The following is a 17,680-nucleotide window of genomic DNA, read 5'->3' as shown; positions in this document are numbered from 1 at the left end:
CGGCGAGGCCGCCCACCCCGGAGGTACGGATGCCGCGGACCGCCCCCCAGGGCCACGGGCCCGTACGGTACGGCCCGCCGGTCCCCGAGGACGGGCTGCCCGTGCTTCCCGAGTCGGCCGCCGTGCTCGCCGCCGCGGCGCCCCGCGCCGAGAGCGAACCGGTGGGCGGGGGGCCCGCCCTCCTGGCCGCCGCGTGCGGGTACTGGGACCGGCGCGGTCTGCCCGCCGAACCCGACCGCGTGACCGCGGCCCCCGGCGCGCCCGCCCTGCTGCTCGCCCTGACCGCGGCGCTCGGCGGCGACGTGCTGGTGCCCCGGCCCTGTGCGGCCTGGTGGGCGCCGTACGCGCGCCTGCTGGGAAGACCCGTCTTCCACGTGGCGACGCCGGCCGAGTCCGGTGGGGTGCCGGATCCGTACGCCCTCCTGGAGACCGTCCGCCGGGTCCGGGCCGAGGGCGGTGACCCGCGTCTGCTCGTGCTGTCCGTCGCCGACGACCCCACCGCCACCGTGGCACCGCCGGAGCTGCTGCACGAGACCGTGGAGGCCGCCTCCGGCGAAGGCCTGCACCTGGTCAGCGACGAGACCTGGCGGGACACCCTGCACGCGCCGCACGACACCGTCCTGCTCAGCCCCGCCGAGATGCTCCCCGGCGGGGTCACCGTCGTCACCGACCTGGCCGGTGCGCTGCTGCCGCCGGGCTGGCCGGCCGCGGCCGCCCGGTTCCCCGCGGGCGGGGCCGGCGAGGGCCTCCACGCACGCGTGCTCGACGTGCTGACGGCGCTCGGCGCCCGCGTCGCCGGACCGGTCGCCGCGGCGGCCGCGTACGCCCTCGCGGAGCCCGAGCCGGTCACCGCGCGCGTGGCCGCCGCCGTACGCCTGCACGCGCGCGTGGCCGCCGCCGCGTACCGCAGGGTCGTCGCCGCGGGTGCCATGGCCAGGCCTCCGCAGGCCGGCCGCCACCTCTACGTCGATCTGGGGCCACTGCGGGACGCGCTCGCCGGGCACGGCGTCGGCGACGCCCAGGAACTGGAGGACTTCCTCGCCGCCCGGCTGGGCATGCCCGCGCCCGGCGGCCACCGCTTCGGCGACGACCTCGGCGCACTGCGCGTCCGCCTGTCCACCGGCCCGCTGCTGGGTGGCACGGACGAGGAGCGCGCGGAATGCCTCACCTCACCCGCACCGTTGGAACTGCCACACGTGCAACGCGCGTTGATCCTTCTGGAGTCGGTCTTCGACGATCTCCGCGACGACGCTCAGCGATGGGAGCCTCCTCGATGACGCAGCAGTCCGAGTCGACCACCACGAGTACGAGCACCCAGGAAGCCGACGGCCCGGCGGCCACGTCACCCCTCGCCCCCGCGTTCCCCGGCCCGCTCCCGCCTCTCGCCGAGCCCCGTCCGCCGGCGGAGCGGCGCGTGTGGCCGCGCACCTTCCACGACCGGCTCACCGCCCCGCTGCCCGGCCTCAAGTCCATAGCCCGCTTCGCCCGCGAGGGCTCCGTACGACCGGGCCGCGAAGGCCTCGCCGACATCCCGCGCCTGCCCTACGAGCCGGCCCCCCTGCCCGCGGTCGACGCGCGCACGCTCGCCGTCTCCTGGGCGGGCCATGCCAGTTGGGTCATACAGACAGGCGGCCTGACCGTCCTGACGGACCCCGTCTGGTCCCGCCGGATCATCGGCACCCCGGAGCGCGTCACGCCCGTCGGCATCGACTGGAGCGCCCTGCCGCACATCGACGCGGTCGTCATCAGCCACAACCACTACGACCACCTGGACGCCCCCACCCTGCGCCGGCTCCCGCGCGACACCCCGGTGCTGGTGCCGGCCGGCCTCGGCCGCTGGTTCCACCGCCGCCGGTTCACCCACGTCACCGAACTGGACTGGTGGGAGGCGACCGAACTCGGCGGCGTCCGCTTCGACTTCGTCCCCGCCCACCACTGGTCCAAGCGCAGCCTCACCGACACCTGCCGCACCCTGTGGGGCGGCTGGGTGCTCACCGCGCCGGACGGACAGCGCCTGTACTTCGCGGGTGACACGGGATACGGCCACTGGTTCGCCCGCATCGGGCAGCGCTACCCGGGCATCGACCTCGCCCTCCTCCCCATCGGCGCCTACGACCCCCGCTGGTGGCTCAGTGACGTCCACTGCGACCCGGAGGAGGCCGTCCGGGCCGCGCAGGACGTCGGCGCCCGCCGCATGGCGCCCATGCACTGGGCGACGTTCGTCCTGTCGGCGGAGCCGGTGCTGGAGCCGCTCACCCGGGTCCGCGCGGCCTGGGAGAAGGCGGGCCTGGACCGAGACGACCTGTGGGACCTGCCGGTGGGCGGCTCACGGGTCCTCAGTTAGTGCCTGTCCGACCGCGGTCGGGAAACAGCCGGATACTGCCTGTCCGACTGCGGTCGGGAAACAGTCGGACAGGTCCCCCGCCCCTCCTACGCCCTGGCCGTCCCGCGAACCCGTCGCCACACGCTCGGTGTCGCGCTGACCAGCAAGGTCAGCGCGACCGCCGCGACCACGCCCTCCCACGGCTCCGCGAACAGCGAGCCGCCCAGGATCCCGATCAGCTGGTACGTCAGGGCCCAGGCCAGACAGGCCGGCAGGTCGCCGCGGGTGAAGCGGCACAGCGGCCACCGCGCCATCAGACAGGCCAGCATCACCGGGATGCGACCCGCCGGCACCAGCCGCGACACCACCAGGACCGCCACACCGTGGCCGGCGAGCTTCTCCTGCGCCTGCGCGAGCCGATCCTCCGGGGCCCGCGCCCGGATCGCCTCCAGCCAGCGCGACCCGTTCTTCGACCGCATCCCGCGCCGCCCCAGCCAGTACAGCGTCACATCGCCGAGGAACGCGGCCACCGAAGCCGTCACGAACACCAGCGCCAGGGCGAACGGCGCCGTCTGGTGGAACGCCACCACGGCCGCCGAACTCACCAGCGCCCCCGTCGGCACCACCGGCACCAGCGCCCCGATCAGCACCAGCAGGAACAGCGACGGATAGCCGATCGCCTGCTGGGTGGACTCCGGCGGCACCGTCGTCGCCGCGGCGGCCAGCAGCCTCACCGCGCGACCTCGAGGCGGACGCTCTCCCCGTGCCCCAGCCGGTGCACCGCCACCTCCGGCGCGCGCTCCGCGGCCAGGCGCACGAACTCCTCGCCCGGCGCGTGGAACTCATGGGGGCGCACGGCGTCCAACCCGATCGGCCAGTACGTGCCGTAGTGCACGGGCACGGCGCTGCGCGGCGCCAGCCGGGCCAGCGCCTCGGCCGCCCGGCCCGCGTCCAGATGCCCCGCACCGAGATACGGCCCCCAGCCGCCGACCGGCAGCAACGCCACGTCGACCGGCCCGACCTCCTTCGCCATCGAGTCGAACAGCCCGGTGTCCCCGGCGAAGTAGGTCCGGCCCTCGCCCTCGATGACGTAGCCGAGCGCGGGCGAGCGGTGCGGCCCGAGCGGCAGCCGTCGCCCGTCGTGCCGCGCGGGCACGGCCCGTACGACCAGGCTGTCGACCATGGTCTCGTCGCCGGGCCCCACCTCGCTCACCCGCAGATGGGCGAGCCGGCGCAGACCCGGCACCGACCGGCGTGCGCCCCGCGGCACAAGCACGCGCGTACCCGGTGCGAGCCCCGCGAGGGAGGGGATGTGCAGGTGGTCGGCGTGCAGATGGGAGACGAGCGCCACGGCGGCGCGCCGGGCCCCGGGCGGCGGCAGAGCACCGCGACGGCGGCGCAGGTGGGCGAGGCGGCGGGCGAACAGAGGATCGGTGATCACACGCACGTCCGAATCCTCGACCGTGCAGGTCGCGTGCCCCCACCAGGTGATCTCCACCGGCACCTCTTTGCCTCCTTCCCGCGACTCCCCGAAGCGTACGGGCAGGAGTAGGGTCGGCGGCGAAACCCGGAGGTGAGGGGGACGCCATGGGACAGGTGCGGGGTGCCTCCGGCAGGCCGGCCGTTGCGCAGCTGCGGGTCACGGCGATCGCGAGTCTGACGCCGCTCGAGGAACTGGACGCCGACCCCTTCCTGGTGGACTCCCGCAGCCAGCACGCGATGTGCGCGCGCTGGGCCGCCGAGCAGGGCTACGTGGTCACCCGGGAGTTACTCGTGCGGTCCGTGCGTGCCGACCACTGTGTGCTGTGGGACGGCGTCCGGCCCGGCCTCGACCTGTTCGTCGCGCCCAGCCGCCGGGTGCTGGAGAGCGCGCTGTCGTCCGTCGAGGAGTTCACCGCCGAGTGTGCGCGGCGCGGGGTGCGCGTGGAGACCGTGGGGCACGCGGAGCCGTCGTACGACGCCCAGATGAAGGCCCGGGTGCACCGCAGGCTGTCGATGCCCACGGCGGGCTACGACGGCCGGTAGGCCGGCGGCTTCGTGGACCCGGCCGCTCCGGCCGCCCGCTCTCGGGGGCCCGGAGATCCCTCCGCCCGTTGTGACAGGGTGAGTGCAGGCCCGCACCGACGACGGGCCCGGACGTGAGGTGGGCTGGGCGTGGGCGGAGGGCGTTGGCGGCGGGTCGCCAGTCAGGTGGGGCGGAGCGTCACGGTGTGGGCCGTGTCCACGCTCACCATGCTCGTGCTCGCCGGGATCCTGCCGGACTTCCAGCTCCAGTCGGCGGACGGCGACAGCGCCACCCGCATCGCCGTCACGGCCGCGTTCGGCGCCGGGGCCTTCGGTCTGCTCTCGGCCCTGGTCTGGCCGCTCCTCGTCCGGCTGCTGCTCCTCGTGCCCGCGCTGGTGCTCGGGCTGCTCGTCTTCGTGCTCAACGGCTCCCTGCTGCTGATAGCCCTGCGCATCAACCCGTCCGGACGCGGCGAGGCCGCCCCGGAGACCGCCGTCGTCGTGGCCGCCGTCATGTCCGCCGTCGCCTCCGCCACCGGCGCGGCCCTGGCCGTGCGCGACGACGACGCCTACCGCCGCAGGCTCTACCGCCTCGCCGACCGCCGGCGCCGGTCGGGGCCGCCGTCCCCCGCCACCCCCGGCACCGTCTTCCTGCAACTCGACGGCGTCGGCCACGACATCCTCCTCGCGGCCACCGGCAAGGGCCTGATGCCGACCGTGGCCGGGTGGCTCGGCGACCGGCCGTCCCACCGGCTCACCCCCTGGCGCACCGACTGGTCCAGCCAGACCGGCGCCAGCCAGCTCGGCATCCTGCACGGCAGCAACCACGACGTCCCCGCCTTCCGCTGGTACGAGAAGGACAGCCGTGAGGTGATGGTCTGCAACCGCCCGACCAGCGCCGCCGAACTCCAGCGCCGTGCCATGGAGCACGCGGGCCACGGCGGACTGCTCGGCGTCGACGGCGCCAGCCGCGGCAACCTCTTCAGCGGGGGCGCCGACGAACAGGCCCTCGTGCTGTCCATCGCCACCAAGCGGCGCAGCCGCCAGAACCGGTCCCGGGCGGGCTACTTCGCGTACTTCTCCGACCCGGCCAACGCCGTGCGCACCGCCATGTCCTTCGTCGCCGAGGTCTTCCGCGAGATCGGCCAGTCCACCCGGACCCGCCTGAGCAAGACCCGCCCGCGCGTGGCCCGCGGCGGGCTCTACCCCTTCGTCCGCGCCTTCGCGACCGTCGTCGAGCGGGACGTCGTGGTCGCCGCCGTCATGGGCGACATGCTCGCCGGCCGCACCGCGGTCTACGCCGACCTCGTGGCGTACGACGAGGTGGCACACCACTCCGGACCGCACAGCCGCGACGCCGAGAAGGTCCTCGAACGCCTCGACCGCGCGCTCGCGCTGATCGCCAACGTGGCCGAGCACGCCCCCCGCCCCTACCGCATCGTCGTCCTGTCCGACCACGGCCAGAGCCCCGGCGAGACCTTCCGCGCCCGCTACGGCCTCACCCTCGGCGACCTCGTCCGGGCCGGCTGCGGTCTGCCCGTGCCACGCAAGGCGCAGCGCACCCACAGCGGGGCCGAGGCACGCGCGGCCGTGCGCGCCGCACTGCGCCGGCCCGTCGAGGAGGGCGGCGAGCAACACCGGCCCTCGCGGCGGCGCTCCGAGCCGCTCGTGCTGGCCTCCGGCAACCTCGGACTGGTCTCCTTCCCGGACGTGCCGCACCGCATGAGCATGGAGGAGATCGACGCCCGCCACCCCGCACTGCTGACGACCCTCGCCAACCATCCCGGCATCGGCTTCCTGCTCGTGCGCAGTGAGAAGCACGGCGGGCTCGTTCTCGGCGCGCACGGCGCGGAGATCCCGCTGGACGAACTCGACGGGAACCCGGGCCCGCTCGCCGACTTCGGGCCCGGCGCCGCCGAGGCCGTCCGCCGCACCCACTCCTTCCCGCACACCGCCGACATCATGGTCAACTCCTGCCACGACCCGGCCGACGGCGAGGTCCTCGCCTTCGAGGAACAGATCGGCTCGCACGGCGGACTCGGCGGCGCCCAGGCGAAGCCGTTCCTGCTGTCGCCGCTCGCCTTCTCCGCGCCGGTCGAGGACGGCGCGGAACTCGCCGGGGCCGAACACATCCACCGCGTCCTGCACCGCTGGCTGCTCGAATCGAACGGGCCGCAGGTGCCGGTGGATGCGCAAAGGGATCAGCGCGCGGCCTGAGCGCCGGCAAAAAAACCGAGTGACGACCGCAACCGTCGATTGAGAACCTCGACGCCGAGTAACCACGTCCGCGAGAGCGGCGCCGGTCCAGGCGCAAAAAAAAGGGGGAACCTGCTTTGCAGGCTGCCGTCACAGTCACTCCCGCCCGCATACCCGAACTGCTGCTCGGCCTCGCGACCGTGCGGCCGGTCTTCCTCTGGGGTGCTCCCGGCATCGGAAAGTCCTCCCTGGTCAGGGAGTTCGCCGAGTCGCTGGGGCTGGAGTGCGTGAGTCTGCTCGGCACCCAGCTCGCGCCCGAGGACCTCATCGGCGTGCCGCAGATCCGCGACGGGCGGTCGGTGTTCTGCCCACCGGAGGCGATCGCCCGCGACGAGCCGTACTGCCTGTTCCTGGACGAGCTCAACGCGGCCACCCCGGACGTGCAGAAGGCCTTCTACTCGCTGATCCTGGACCGCCGTGTCGGGAACTACGAACTCCCCAAGGGCTCCATCGTCATCGGCGCCGGAAACCGGGCCACCGACAACGCCCTCGCCCGCCCGATCGCCTCCGCGCTCGTCAACCGCCTCACCCACGTGCACCTGGAAGCCTCCCCGAAGGACTGGCTCGCGTGGGCCGCCGGCAACGGCATCCACCCCTGGGTCCTTGACCACCTCACCGACCGGCCCGACCACCTGTGGTCCAAGCCGCCGAAGACCGAGGAGCCCTTCTCCACGCCCCGCTCCTGGCACATGCTCTCCGACGCACTGCACTCCTTCGGGCACGACCTCGACGAGGACACCCTCAAGGTCGTCGCGCACGGCACGCTGACGCCCGCCCACGCGGTCGCGTTCTGCGGATACGTCAAGGTCGTCCGCAGCCGGTTCGGCATCGAGGCGATCATCAAGGGGGACGCCCGCTGGCCGCACCGCACGGAGGACCGCGACCTGCTCTACTACCTCGCCGAGTCCTTCCGCGGCCGTCTGATCAAGGACCTGCCCGCCGGCAAGGAGCACCTGTCGGCGAACGGCCGGCAGACCGCGTACCGCGCCAAGTCGCTGCTCGTGCAGCTCGCCGAGATCTCCGTCGAGGTCGCCCAGACCGTCATCGCCTCCGACGCCGACGGCAATCCCGTGCTGCCCGCCTGGTTCCTCATCGAGGCCGCACGGGACATGCCACGGCTGGTGGAGGCGCGCCGATGAGCCGTCGCGGCAAGCAGCCCGAGGCCAAGAACGACCCGGCCGCCGAGGCGTGCGCCAAGGGCGTGCAGCTGGTGTGGGCCAACCCCGCGCTGGCCGCCATCGAGGCCCGGCTGTGCCGCGAGAAGGGATGCGAGGCCGCGCCCCGGCAGGGACTCGCCCGGGTCGACTCCAACGGCCGTGTCCACCTGCACCCCACCCGCCTCGCCGAGCCCGCCGAGTGGGCCTGGGCCATCGCCCACGCCCTGATCCACCTCGGCTTCGGACACGTTCCCGCCGCCGGCGGCGCGCGCGAGCAGCCCGACGGCCACGACCTCGCCGCCCGCTGCGCCGTCGTCAACCGCTTCCTGCTGTCCTTTCCCGTCGGCAGGGCACCGGACGACCTGCCCGCGTCCTACCCCGACGGCGACGAGGAACAGCTCGCCGCGCGCTGGCGGCGCAGCGGAATCCCGGCGGCCTACGAACACTGCGGTACGGGGGCCGGAGAGCCGGACCAGCTCCTCGTCCCCTGGTCCGGCTGGAACGGCCAGATCCCGGACTGGCAGCTGGCGTTCGCGCACGCCCTGACCCGCACCATGTCCACCGCCCTGGACATGGCGGGCGGCCGGCGCGACTCCATCGACGGGCGGCCGACGCCGCTGCAGCCCTGGCAGAAGGCCCTGAGCTGGTTCGTCTCCTCCTACCCGCTGCTCGGCGGCATCGCGGCCGGCATCAAGCTCGTCGCCGACGCCGAACTCGCCCGCGCGCACGACATCTCCGTCGCCGCCGTCAACGCGGAGGCCGGCGAGATCTACATCAACCCCCTCCGCCGTTTCGAGGACGAGGAATGGCGGTTCGTGCTCGCCCACGAGATGCTGCACGCCGCCCTGCGCCACGGCGACCGCTGCGGCACCCGCGACCCGTATCTGTTCAACGTCGCCTGCGACTACGTCATCAACGGCTGGCTGAACGAGATGCAGGTCGGCACCATGCCCGAAGGACTGCTGCACGACCCGCAGCTGGCCGGACTGTCCGCCGAGGAGGTCTACGACCGGATCGCCGGCGACCTGCGGCGCATGCGCCGCCTGGCCACCCTGCGCGGCAAGGGCAAGGGCGACGTGCTCGGCGGCCCGCTTGCCGCACCCGGCGACCACGTCGACCTCGACGAGTTCTACCGCCGCGGCCTCGCCCGCGGCCTGGACCTGCACCAGCGGCAGGAACGCGGCTTCCTGCCCGGCGGCCTGGTCGAGGAGATCCGCGCGCTCAGCCATCCGCCGCTGCCCTGGGACGCCCGACTCGCCCGCTGGTTCGACGAGTTCGTGCCCCGCCCCGAGCCCGTACGGTCGTACGCCCGCCTCTCCCGCCGCCAGGCGGCCACCCCCGACATCCCGCGCGCGGGCCGCTACCACCCGCCCGAGGAGATCGCCCGCTGCACCTTCGGCGTGGTCCTCGACACCTCCGGCTCCATGGACCGGGTCCTGCTCGGCAAGGCCCTCGGCGCCATCGCCTCGTACGCCACGGCCCGGGACGTACCCGCCGCACGGGTCGTGTTCTGCGACGCGGCACCGCACGACGCGGGCTACCTGCCGGTCACGGAGATCGCCGGCCGGGTACGCGTACACGGCCGCGGCGGAACCGTGCTGCAGCCGGGCGTCGACCTGCTGCACCGCGCGGACGACTTCCCGCCCGCCGCGCCGGTCCTGGTGATCACGGACGGCTGGTGCGACGTGCTGCGGGTGCGGCGGGAGCATGCGTACCTGATCCCGCGGGGGGCGCGGCTGCCGTTCACCGCCCGTGGACCGGTCTTCCGGGTGAGTTGAGCCGTAGGGTGATCGCAGGTCCGGGCAACCCGTCACCGGGACCGCTTGCGAAAGGAATGACCGTGGCCACCACGCGTACCGCACACACCGTCTGGGAAGGCAACCTGCTCGAGGGCAGCGGCGTCGTCACCTTCGACTCCTCCGGCATCGGGAGTCAGCCGGTGTCGTGGCCGTCGCGCGCCGAGCAGGCGAACGGCAAGACCAGCCCCGAGGAGCTGATCGCCGCCGCCCACTCCAGCTGCTTCTCCATGGCGCTGTCGCACGGCCTGGCCGGCGCCGGCACCCCGCCCACCCGCCTGGAGACCAAGGCCGACGTGACCTTCCAGCCCGGCGAGGGCATCACCGGCATCCACCTCACCGTGCGCGGTGAGGTGCCCGGCCTGGACGCCGACGGCTTCGCCTCGGCCGCCGAGGACGCCAAGAAGAACTGCCCGGTCAGCCAGGCCATCACCGGCACGACGATCACGCTGACGGCCGAACTCGCCTGACGCCCGCCCCCGGCTCTCCTTCCGCGCCGCGTCCTCGATCCGGGGGCGCGGCGCCGTCGTAACCGCGGGCTGCCGGGGTACGCGGCATTGACAAGAGCGCGCTCAAGTTTTGTGCTGGATTGTGGGAAGTGCCCTGGCGGAAGGGGACAGCGATGGCACGTGCGGTCGGTATCGATCTCGGGACCACGAACTCGGTGGTGGCCGTCCTGGAGGGCGGCGACCCCACCGTCGTCGCCAACGCGGAGGGCGCCAGGACCACACCGTCGGTCGTGGCCTTCGCCAAGAACGGGGAGGTGCTCGTCGGCGAGGTCGCCAAGCGGCAGGCCGTCACCAACGTCGAGCGCACCGCCCGCTCGGTGAAGCGGCACATGGGCGACGGACACTGGCGCTTCCCGGAGCAGGGCTCCGTCGACGGCACCCGGTACCGGGCCCAGGAACTGTCCGCCCGCGTGCTGCAGAAGCTGAAGCGGGACGCGGAGTCCTACCTGGGCGAGGACGTCACCGACGCGGTGATCACCGTACCGGCGTACTTCGACGACGCCCAGCGGCAGGCGACGAAGGAGGCCGGGGAGATCGCGGGCCTGAAAGTCCTGAGGATCATCAACGAGCCGACCGCCGCCGCACTCGCCTACGGCCTCGACCGGGGCGAGGAGCAGACCGTCCTAGTCTTCGACCTCGGCGGCGGCACCTTCGACGTCTCCCTTCTGGAGATCGGCGACGGCGTCATCGAGGTCAAGGCCACCAACGGCGACACCCACCTCGGCGGCGACGACTGGGACCAGCGGGTCGTCGAGTACCTCGTCAAGAAGTTCAAGGGGCAGTACGGCATCGACCTCGCGGGCGACAAGATGGCGGTGCAGCGGCTGCGCGAGGGGGCCGAGAAGGCCAAGATCGAGCTGTCCAGCTCGTCCGAGACCACGATCAACCTGCCCTACATCACCGCCTCCGCGGAGGGCCCGCTGCACCTCGACGAGAAGCTGACGCGCGCCCAGTTCCAGGAGCTCACCGCCGACCTGCTCGACCGCTGCAAGACCCCCTTCCACCAGGCGGTCAAGGACGCCGGTGTGAAGCTCGCCGCGATCGACCACGTGATCATGGTCGGCGGCTCGACCCGGATGCCCGCGGTGACCGACCTGGTCAAGGAACTCACCGGCAAGGACCCGCACAAGGGCGTCAACCCCGACGAGGTCGTGGCCGTGGGCGCGACCCTGCAGGCGGGCGTCATCCGCGGCGACGTCAAGGACGTCCTGCTGCTCGACGTCACCCCGCTGTCCCTGGGCATCGAGACCAAGGGCGGCATCATGACGAAGCTCATCGAACGCAACACCACGATCCCGACCCGGCGCTCGGAGATCTTCACGACGGCCACCGACAACCAGCCCTCGGTCGGCATCCAGGTCTACCAGGGCGAACGCGAGATCGCCGCCTACAACAAGAAGCTCGGCGTCTTCGACCTCACCGGGCTGCCGCCCGCTCCGCGCGGCGTCCCGCAGATCGAGGTCGCCTTCGACATCGACGCCAACGGGATCATGCACGTCTCCGCGAAGGACCTCGCCACCGGCCGCGAACAGAAGATGACCGTCACCGGCGGCTCGGCGCTGCCCAAGGACGACATCGACCGGATGATGCGGGAGGCCGAGCAGTACGCGGAGGAGGACCACAAACGCCGGGAGGCCGCGGAGACCAGAAACCAGGCCGAACAACTCGTCTACCAGACCGAGAAGTTCATCCGGGACAACGGCGACAAGGTCCCGCAGGACATCAAGGCGGAGGTCGAGTCGGCGGCCGCCGAGCTGAAACAGCTCCTGGAGCAGAACGCCGAGACGAGCGCCCTGCGGTCCGGGATCGAGAAACTCGCCGCCGTCAGTCAGAAGATGGGCCAGGCGATGTACGCACAGGCCCAGCAGCCGTCCACACAGGACACCGGCCAGGACGCGGGCCGGCACACCTCACCGCAGGACGAGGAAGGCGTGGTGGACGCGGAGATCGTCGACGACGAGAAGGACCAGGGGGAGCGGGAGGGCGGGGCGGCCTAGAGGTCCTGTCGTCGCGGGGCATCTGTGCAGAACCCTACGGTGAACCTGACATGCCAGGAGCCGAGCCGGGCAGGGCAGCGATGGGGGCAGCCGGTGTCCCGGCTGCCCCCATCGCTTGTTTCAGTGCCGACCCGTCGTTCGGACTGCTCCAGTCCCATCGATCCTTGCGTTCCGTACTGCCGTTGGCCTTCTCCGGACGGCAGGGCTCAGAGAGGCCGGAGGTAGCGTCGGACGGTCAGCGTGCGGCGCTGAGCAGGAGACGTTCGATGTCGGGAAGCGTGTCCTCGCCCGGCTCGTAGGCTTTGATCGCTTGGACGGTGCGCTCGTCAAGGACCGGTGCGATGTCTTCCAGCGTGTCAGGAGGCTCCATCCGCTGGTGCTCGCGATCCCCCCGCGTTCCCCGTCCTGCTTCTCCGCGAATGGTGATGGTGGTCAGGAAGTCGTCAATGCGCTGGCCGACGTGAGGTCGTGGGTCCGGCTCGGCTGCCTTTCCTCCGCCGGCACCGGCGCCCGGCGACGGCCACTGACGAGCGGATGGCTCGTCACCAGATGTGTCCCTGACACAAGCCCCGTCGGCAGATTGGAGCGTACCGTGCCTGTGTTCGCTGGACTGGTCGCCTCGGGGCACAGGGGCGGGACGGCGTTGGGCTGTCGGTGACGGGACCGTCAAGGTGCGGCAGGCGTTGGCGGACAGCAGTACGAAAACCGCCCCCGCTGCGATGTCATGGCGGGGGACTGCGTGCCTCTCCCACACCCCAGCCATGTGACGGCTGAGCCCGACGCTGTGGCCCATGCTCCAGACACGCCATGCGTCGGCGACATCAGGGGCCTGGTGCTGCAGGAGATCGGCGAGTGAGCGGCCGACAACAGGCGCGGGCCAGGTGAAGTCCAAGAACCGGACCCACGGCGCCTCCCCGTGGGAAAGGCGGCTCCTGCGGAAGATTTCGGTGCACAGCGTGCTGAGGGTGAAGCGCACGTCATCGGCGACCGCCCGGCCGGTGAAGGGACGGGCACAGGCGATGATTTCTGTCAGGATGTCCAAGTCCTGCTCGTTCTCGCCTGCCTGGAGGCACGCCGTACGCCAGTTGGAGTCGCGCTCGGTGGGGATCCACAGGAACCTTGGCGGACCGTCTACATCCTGCATGTTGAGCTGATCCAGCGTGTGATGGCCGTGGCTGGGGACATGTGATGCCCGGCCCAGGCATGTGGTGAGGTCGTTCCGCGCGTCGAGCACCCTCTGGAGGGCGTATGCGTCTGCCTGTGCGCCGGTGCCTGAGCGTCCGTCTACGAGCCATACCTGTGCGTCGTGGGCGACTGGGCGAGCAGCAAGTGCTTGCAAGTACGCGGCAAGGACCGTCTTTCCTCCCATGCTGGAGCCGGCCAACCGCACCGTGAGCTCCGACATGCATTCCCCGCTCGACGAGGGGCGCGGTCCGGATTTCGGCATCACGGCCGACGACCGGTTCCCATGACCGGCTGGCGAGCCTGCGCCCGTCATGTTGCCTCCCACGGGGACGCGGCGCAGCCGGTCCAGTACGGCGGCGGAGTCGGTGGGAGTGAAAGACCGGGTGAAGTCGTCCACGGCAACGCGCAGATCCAGCTCCGCTGCCGGATCGTCGTCGCTCCCGCGCGCATCCAGGCTGGCCATGTCCGGCATAGGCACGTCCTTGTTGCCGCGCGTGTGGTTATCGCTCATGTGCATCCCCCTTTCCGTGGTGTCGTGCGGCGTATCCGCCGAGCAACTGCGGGAGGCGAGCGCGGGCTGTGTGCCACGTGGCCTTTACGGTGCCCGGGGCCCGCTCGATCTCCTCCGCGATCTGCGCGATGGAGCGCTCACCGAGCAGGACCAGGGCGGCGACCTCCCGCTGCCGGGGCGGCAGCTGGGCCAGCGCCCTGACCAGGTCGATCTGGGTCGTAGCCGACGTGATGGAGTCGGGGGTTAAGCCGTTGACGTGACCGGCATCGTTGATGGCCTGTGCCTCGCGGGCGGCACGTGAGTGGTGGCTGCGTGTGTCATTGAGGGCAACCTTGTACAGCCAGCTGTCCAGGCGTTGATAGCCGCGTATCGCGGGCCACGAACGGACGGCCTTCTCGAAGGTCCGCTGAACGATGTCCTCAGCCAGGTGCCAGTCGCCGGTCATCGAGGCCACCACTCGCACCAGTTTTCCGTAGTGCCTGTGTACAAGGGACGCGAAGGCCGGGTCATCGGCGGGATGTCCGTCGGCACTCGTTGCGCGGATGTCGAGCGCGCGTGCCTGGGGGATCGTCTGTGCCACAGCAGTGGCTTCCTGCTCGCTGGTCAACCGTGGGACTCCTTCCGAGCCGTTCCACTTCGTACCCCTTCGTCACAGGGCCCGGCGCATCGTGTCGCCGCCGAGCCGGCCGCTTCGCCCCCCAGGCGCGGCCAAGCCGTGTCCCCAGCTGCCATCCCGTGATCTCGTGCAGACCCCGGGATGGTGCGCGGTGGACTTTCTGCAAGGAGAAGGCCTCCCGGGCCCAGAAGGTTTAGCCGTGACCGAAAAAACCTTGGTCGTGTTCCCAGAGCGCCCCGCCCGGCATCACCGCCGACACCGCGGCTCACCTCTGCGGGGTAGAACGCGGTGAGTGGGGAAGGCGGTTGCCGATACGGCAGCCGCCGCTCCCGCCTCGTTCCCCTTTCGAGCACCAGAACCGGGTGTCAGACGATGAGGTGGTGGAAGAAGGCGACCGCACTGGCGAACGCCGCGCACCCTGTCAGCACTCCCACAGCCGGCGGCGCACCGCCTAGCCACGTCAGCACCCCTGCACCGATGCCCACCAAAACGGACAGCGCCAGGACCAGCGCTGCCCTCAGGGACAGCAGCCCTTGGGAATCGTTGCTTCCCGATCCTGTCTTTCCGGCACCCGCCATGACCGCGCCTCCCTTACCGGCACGCACCCTGCGTGCAGAAGGAAAAGCCGCGTAGCGGCTCGGCAGGTTTAGTGGACTTCTTCGGCGACGGCCGTAGACCGGCCCGCAAGCCGCTTCGGAAGGCGCAGCAGACGAGCACCTGGCGCGGGAAGCAGCGGTACATCTGCCCGCGAGTGATCAGTGCCCTGGGCCCTGGCCTCCGGCCTGTTCCCGGTCCGTGCATACGGTCGGCAGTGTGGCGCACACGGCATCCAGGACCGCTGCATACGGTGTGCCGAAGTCCGTCAGCCGGGAGCGGAGCCGCTCCAGGCCGTGGCTGTGTTCGGTGAGCAGTCCGGTGTCGCCGGTGCGGGCCGCGAACTCCAGCACCGCGGGCAGGAAGTCGGGCCGCTCCTCGCCGGTCAGCTCCAGGCCGTGGGCGCGGTAGACGTCCTTGAGGCTGGCGGGCGACATGTCGCGCCGTGGGGTGTCCCCGTCCCGCCACCTGCTCAGATACAGGCTGTGCCGTTCCGTGGAGTCGAAGACCCGCACGTAGTGCGCGGCCAGCTCCCGCGGCTCGGCCGCCGCCGCGTGGTCGGTGAACTCCCGTAGCTGCGGGGCGGCTTCGCGCAGCAGCGGCAGCCGGGCGCGGAAGTCCTCGTCCGGGTAGGTGAGGCACAGCGCGGCCGCCTGGTACAGCACCTCGAACGAGGGCATCGGGCCTCCTTGGCGTCGTCCGTGATCGGTCAGGTGCGCTCGCTTGCTTGCCCGTGGCTTCGAACCTAGGGCGAGGCGGCGGAGCGCACCTGTTCACGGCGCCCGGACGGGTCAGGAGAGGGCCAGGAGAGGGGCAGGAGAGGGGCAGGAGAGGGGCAGGGTGCCGGGACGGGCAAGCGCGGGTCAGGGCTTGCGGGCGACCCCCGCGTACACGGGCACGATGCCCTCCGCCTGGGCCGCCACGTCCTCGGGCCCCGGCCGCCAGCCGGAGACGGGGATCACGCCCGGTCCCAGGAGTTCCAGACCGTCGAAGAAGCGGGAGAACTCGGCGAGCGAACGGGGGTGGAAGGGGGTTCCGCTGCGGCGGAAGTGGTCGGCGGCCTTCCCCGATGGCCTCGGGACTCAGGTCGGGGGTGACCTGCGACAGGATCAGGTGGCTGCCCGGGGCGAGCTCGGCGACGTATCGCTTGAGGAGGCCGTACACGTCGTCTCCCGCCGGATCGTCGCTCAGGTAGTGGGTGAGCGCGACCAGGGACAGGGCGACCGGCCGCGTGAAGTCCAGGGACTCGCCGGCCAGGCGCAGGATGGTGCCGGGGTCGCGGACGTCGGCGTGCACATAGGTTGTCAGGCCCTCGGCGGTGCCGCGCAGCAGCGCCTCGGCTGCCTGAGGACGATCGGGTCGTTGTCCGCGTACACGACCTTCGCCGCCGGGTCCACGTCCTGCGCCACCTGGTGCAGATTGGGCTCGGTGGGGATGCCGGTGCCTATGTCCAGGAACTGGCGTGTCCCGGCCTCGGCGGCGGTGCGGACGGCCCGGTGCATGAACCGACGGTTGGCTCGCGCCCCGCGTACCACGGTGCCGTCCACGGCCAGGATCCTGCGGGCCAGCTCCTCGTCCACCGGGTAGTTGTCCTTGCCGCCCAGCCACCAGTCGTACACGCGGGCCGGGTGCGGCCGGCCGGTGTCGATACGGGTGGGCGCGGCCTCGGATCCGGTCATGCGGTCAAGTCTCCTTGCCGTTCAGAAGTCCTCGCGGTGCTCGCGGAGGATCTCCTTGGTGCGCTCGGCCGACGCGGCGTGCGCCGACACGTGGTCCAGGACCTCCAGGTGCGCGGCGACCTCCGTGCGGGAATCCAGGTACAGGGCGCCGGTCAGGTACTCGGTGAAGACCATGTCCGGCAGTTCCGGTTCGGCGAAACGGAAGAGGGAGAACGGCGCGTACGTCCCCGGATGCGGCCCGTCCTTGAACTCGGCGATCTGGAGCGTGACGCGGTCGCGTCCGGCGAACTCCAGGAGCTTGCCCAGCTGGTCGCGCATCACCTCGCCGCGGATGCTCACCGGGCGGCGCAGCACCGTCTCGTCCATGATCATCCACAGGTGGGGCGGGTCCGGGCGCTCCAGCAGCCTCTGGCGTGCCATGCGCAGGGAAACATGCCGCTCGATCGCGTCCGGTCCGGTCTTCCCGATGGTCCCGGCCTCCATGACGGCACGCGCGTACTCCTCGGTCTGCAGCAGCCCGGGCACGAAGTGCGGCTCGTACGACCGGATGATCCGGGCGGCGCCCTCCAGGCTCACGTACAGGCTGAACCAGTCGGGCAGCACGTCGTGGAAGCGCTGCCACCAGCCCGGCTGGTTCGCCTCCTCGGCCAGCGCGACGAACGCGTCCGTCTCCTCACCCGCGACGCCGTACGTCTCCAGCAGCACCTGCACGTACGGAATCTTCAGCGCGACCTCGGCCATCTCCATCCGCCGTACGGTCGCCGGGGCAACCCGCAGCACGCGTGCGGCCTCCTCGCGCTTGAGGCCGGCCGCCTCACGCAACTCCTGCAGGCGCTTTCCGAGCACCACCTGGCCCACGGTGGGCGCGGCCCGCCGCTCACTCACGCCACGCCTCCCCATACGCGCCGAAGTACGCGAGCAGTGTGTCATGTTCCGCCGCAGCTCTCACGGGGCAGTCCGTGACAAACGTGCCGCCAGGGGCGGCCGAAGGACATTACCTCACGGGTAATCGACCGGGCCGGGCGCAGGAGGGATCGTGGTGACACCGGGTTC

Annotated in this window: 15 protein-coding genes and 1 pseudogene; 8 read left to right on the top strand and 8 right to left on the bottom strand. The window is 71.9% G+C overall.

From position 1 onward, the window contains the following. The first annotated feature begins 29 nt into the window (after positions 1-29). Positions 30-1,277: an aminotransferase class I/II-fold pyridoxal phosphate-dependent enzyme gene (locus tag ACZ562_RS02385; protein ID WP_471173319.1), complete on the top strand. Its 1,248-nt coding sequence runs from the start codon at positions 30-32 to the stop codon at positions 1,275-1,277. Then, entirely contained in the window at positions 1,274-2,344 is a 1,071-nt protein-coding gene (locus tag ACZ562_RS02380) for an MBL fold metallo-hydrolase (RefSeq protein ID WP_471173316.1), read from the top strand. Before ACZ562_RS02385 ends, ACZ562_RS02380 begins: the two co-directional genes overlap by 4 nt. Before the next feature lie 86 nt (positions 2,345-2,430). Here the strand turns inward: ACZ562_RS02380 and ACZ562_RS02375 are convergent, their stop codons facing one another. Continuing rightward, positions 2,431-3,057, bottom strand: coding sequence for a DedA family protein (locus ACZ562_RS02375; protein WP_471173314.1), 627 nt, complete (start codon positions 3,055-3,057; stop codon positions 2,431-2,433). Continuing rightward, positions 3,054-3,827, bottom strand: a complete 774-nt coding sequence (locus tag ACZ562_RS02370) for an MBL fold metallo-hydrolase (protein WP_471173311.1) — start codon at positions 3,825-3,827, stop codon at positions 3,054-3,056. The genes ACZ562_RS02375 and ACZ562_RS02370 overlap by 4 nt, the downstream gene beginning before the upstream one ends. An 83-nt stretch (positions 3,828-3,910) precedes the next feature. Between ACZ562_RS02370 and ACZ562_RS02365 the strand changes: the two genes are divergently transcribed. The 6 genes from ACZ562_RS02365 to dnaK all read left to right on the top strand — a co-directional run bounded on the left by ACZ562_RS02365 (position 3,911) and on the right by dnaK (position 12,042). After that, the gene (locus tag ACZ562_RS02365; protein ID WP_471173307.1) at positions 3,911-4,348 is read left to right on the top strand and encodes a hypothetical protein; all 438 of its coding nucleotides are present in this window, start codon (positions 3,911-3,913) and stop codon (positions 4,346-4,348) included. 183 nt (positions 4,349-4,531) lie between these two features. Next, positions 4,532-6,544, top strand: coding sequence for a phage holin family protein (locus ACZ562_RS02360; protein WP_471173959.1), 2,013 nt, complete (start codon positions 4,532-4,534; stop codon positions 6,542-6,544). A gap of 116 nt (positions 6,545-6,660) precedes the next feature. Then, a complete protein-coding gene (locus ACZ562_RS02355) occupies positions 6,661-7,722 on the top strand; it encodes an ATP-binding protein (protein ID WP_471173304.1) in 1,062 nt (353 codons plus the stop codon). Further along, complete coding sequence (locus ACZ562_RS02350) at positions 7,719-9,518, top strand: vWA domain-containing protein (protein WP_471173302.1); 1,800 nt, start codon at positions 7,719-7,721, stop codon at positions 9,516-9,518. Before ACZ562_RS02355 ends, ACZ562_RS02350 begins: the two co-directional genes overlap by 4 nt. 62 nt (positions 9,519-9,580) lie before the next feature. Then, complete coding sequence (locus ACZ562_RS02345) at positions 9,581-10,006, top strand: OsmC family protein (RefSeq protein ID WP_471173301.1); 426 nt, start codon at positions 9,581-9,583, stop codon at positions 10,004-10,006. A 152-nt stretch (positions 10,007-10,158) separates the two neighbouring features. Continuing rightward, complete coding sequence (dnaK, locus tag ACZ562_RS02340) at positions 10,159-12,042, top strand: molecular chaperone DnaK (protein ID WP_471173298.1); 1,884 nt, start codon at positions 10,159-10,161, stop codon at positions 12,040-12,042. Positions 12,043-12,277: 235 nt separating this feature from the next. On the opposite strand, the gene ACZ562_RS02335 is transcribed toward dnaK, so the two are convergent. The 6 genes and pseudogenes from ACZ562_RS02335 to ACZ562_RS02310 all read right to left on the bottom strand — a co-directional run bounded on the left by ACZ562_RS02335 (position 12,278) and on the right by ACZ562_RS02310 (position 17,512). After that, entirely contained in the window at positions 12,278-13,738 is a 1,461-nt protein-coding gene (locus ACZ562_RS02335; protein WP_471173297.1) for a hypothetical protein, read from the bottom strand. Continuing rightward, complete coding sequence (locus ACZ562_RS02330; protein ID WP_471173295.1) at positions 13,728-14,345, bottom strand: RNA polymerase sigma factor; 618 nt, start codon at positions 14,343-14,345, stop codon at positions 13,728-13,730. Before ACZ562_RS02330 ends, ACZ562_RS02335 begins: the two co-directional genes overlap by 11 nt. A gap of 374 nt (positions 14,346-14,719) precedes the next feature. Next, positions 14,720-14,932, bottom strand: a complete 213-nt coding sequence (locus ACZ562_RS02325) for a hypothetical protein (protein WP_471173293.1) — start codon at positions 14,930-14,932, stop codon at positions 14,720-14,722. 177 nt (positions 14,933-15,109) lie between these two features. Then, positions 15,110-15,628 carry a nitrate reductase molybdenum cofactor assembly chaperone gene (gene narJ / locus ACZ562_RS02320; protein WP_471173291.1) on the bottom strand — a complete coding sequence of 173 codons (519 nt, stop codon included), beginning with the start codon at positions 15,626-15,628 and terminating at the stop codon, positions 15,110-15,112. Positions 15,629-15,811: 183 nt separating this feature from the next. Beyond that, positions 15,812-16,627, bottom strand: a pseudogene (locus ACZ562_RS02315) (SAM-dependent methyltransferase). Between the two features lie 21 nt (positions 16,628-16,648). Next, complete coding sequence (locus tag ACZ562_RS02310) at positions 16,649-17,512, bottom strand: helix-turn-helix domain-containing protein (protein WP_471173289.1); 864 nt, start codon at positions 17,510-17,512, stop codon at positions 16,649-16,651. Positions 17,513-17,680: the final 168 nt, after the last annotated feature.

Source organism: Streptomyces sp. NPDC040410 (genome assembly GCF_055595715.1).
This window is presented reverse-complemented; position numbering and strand designations above follow the sequence as displayed.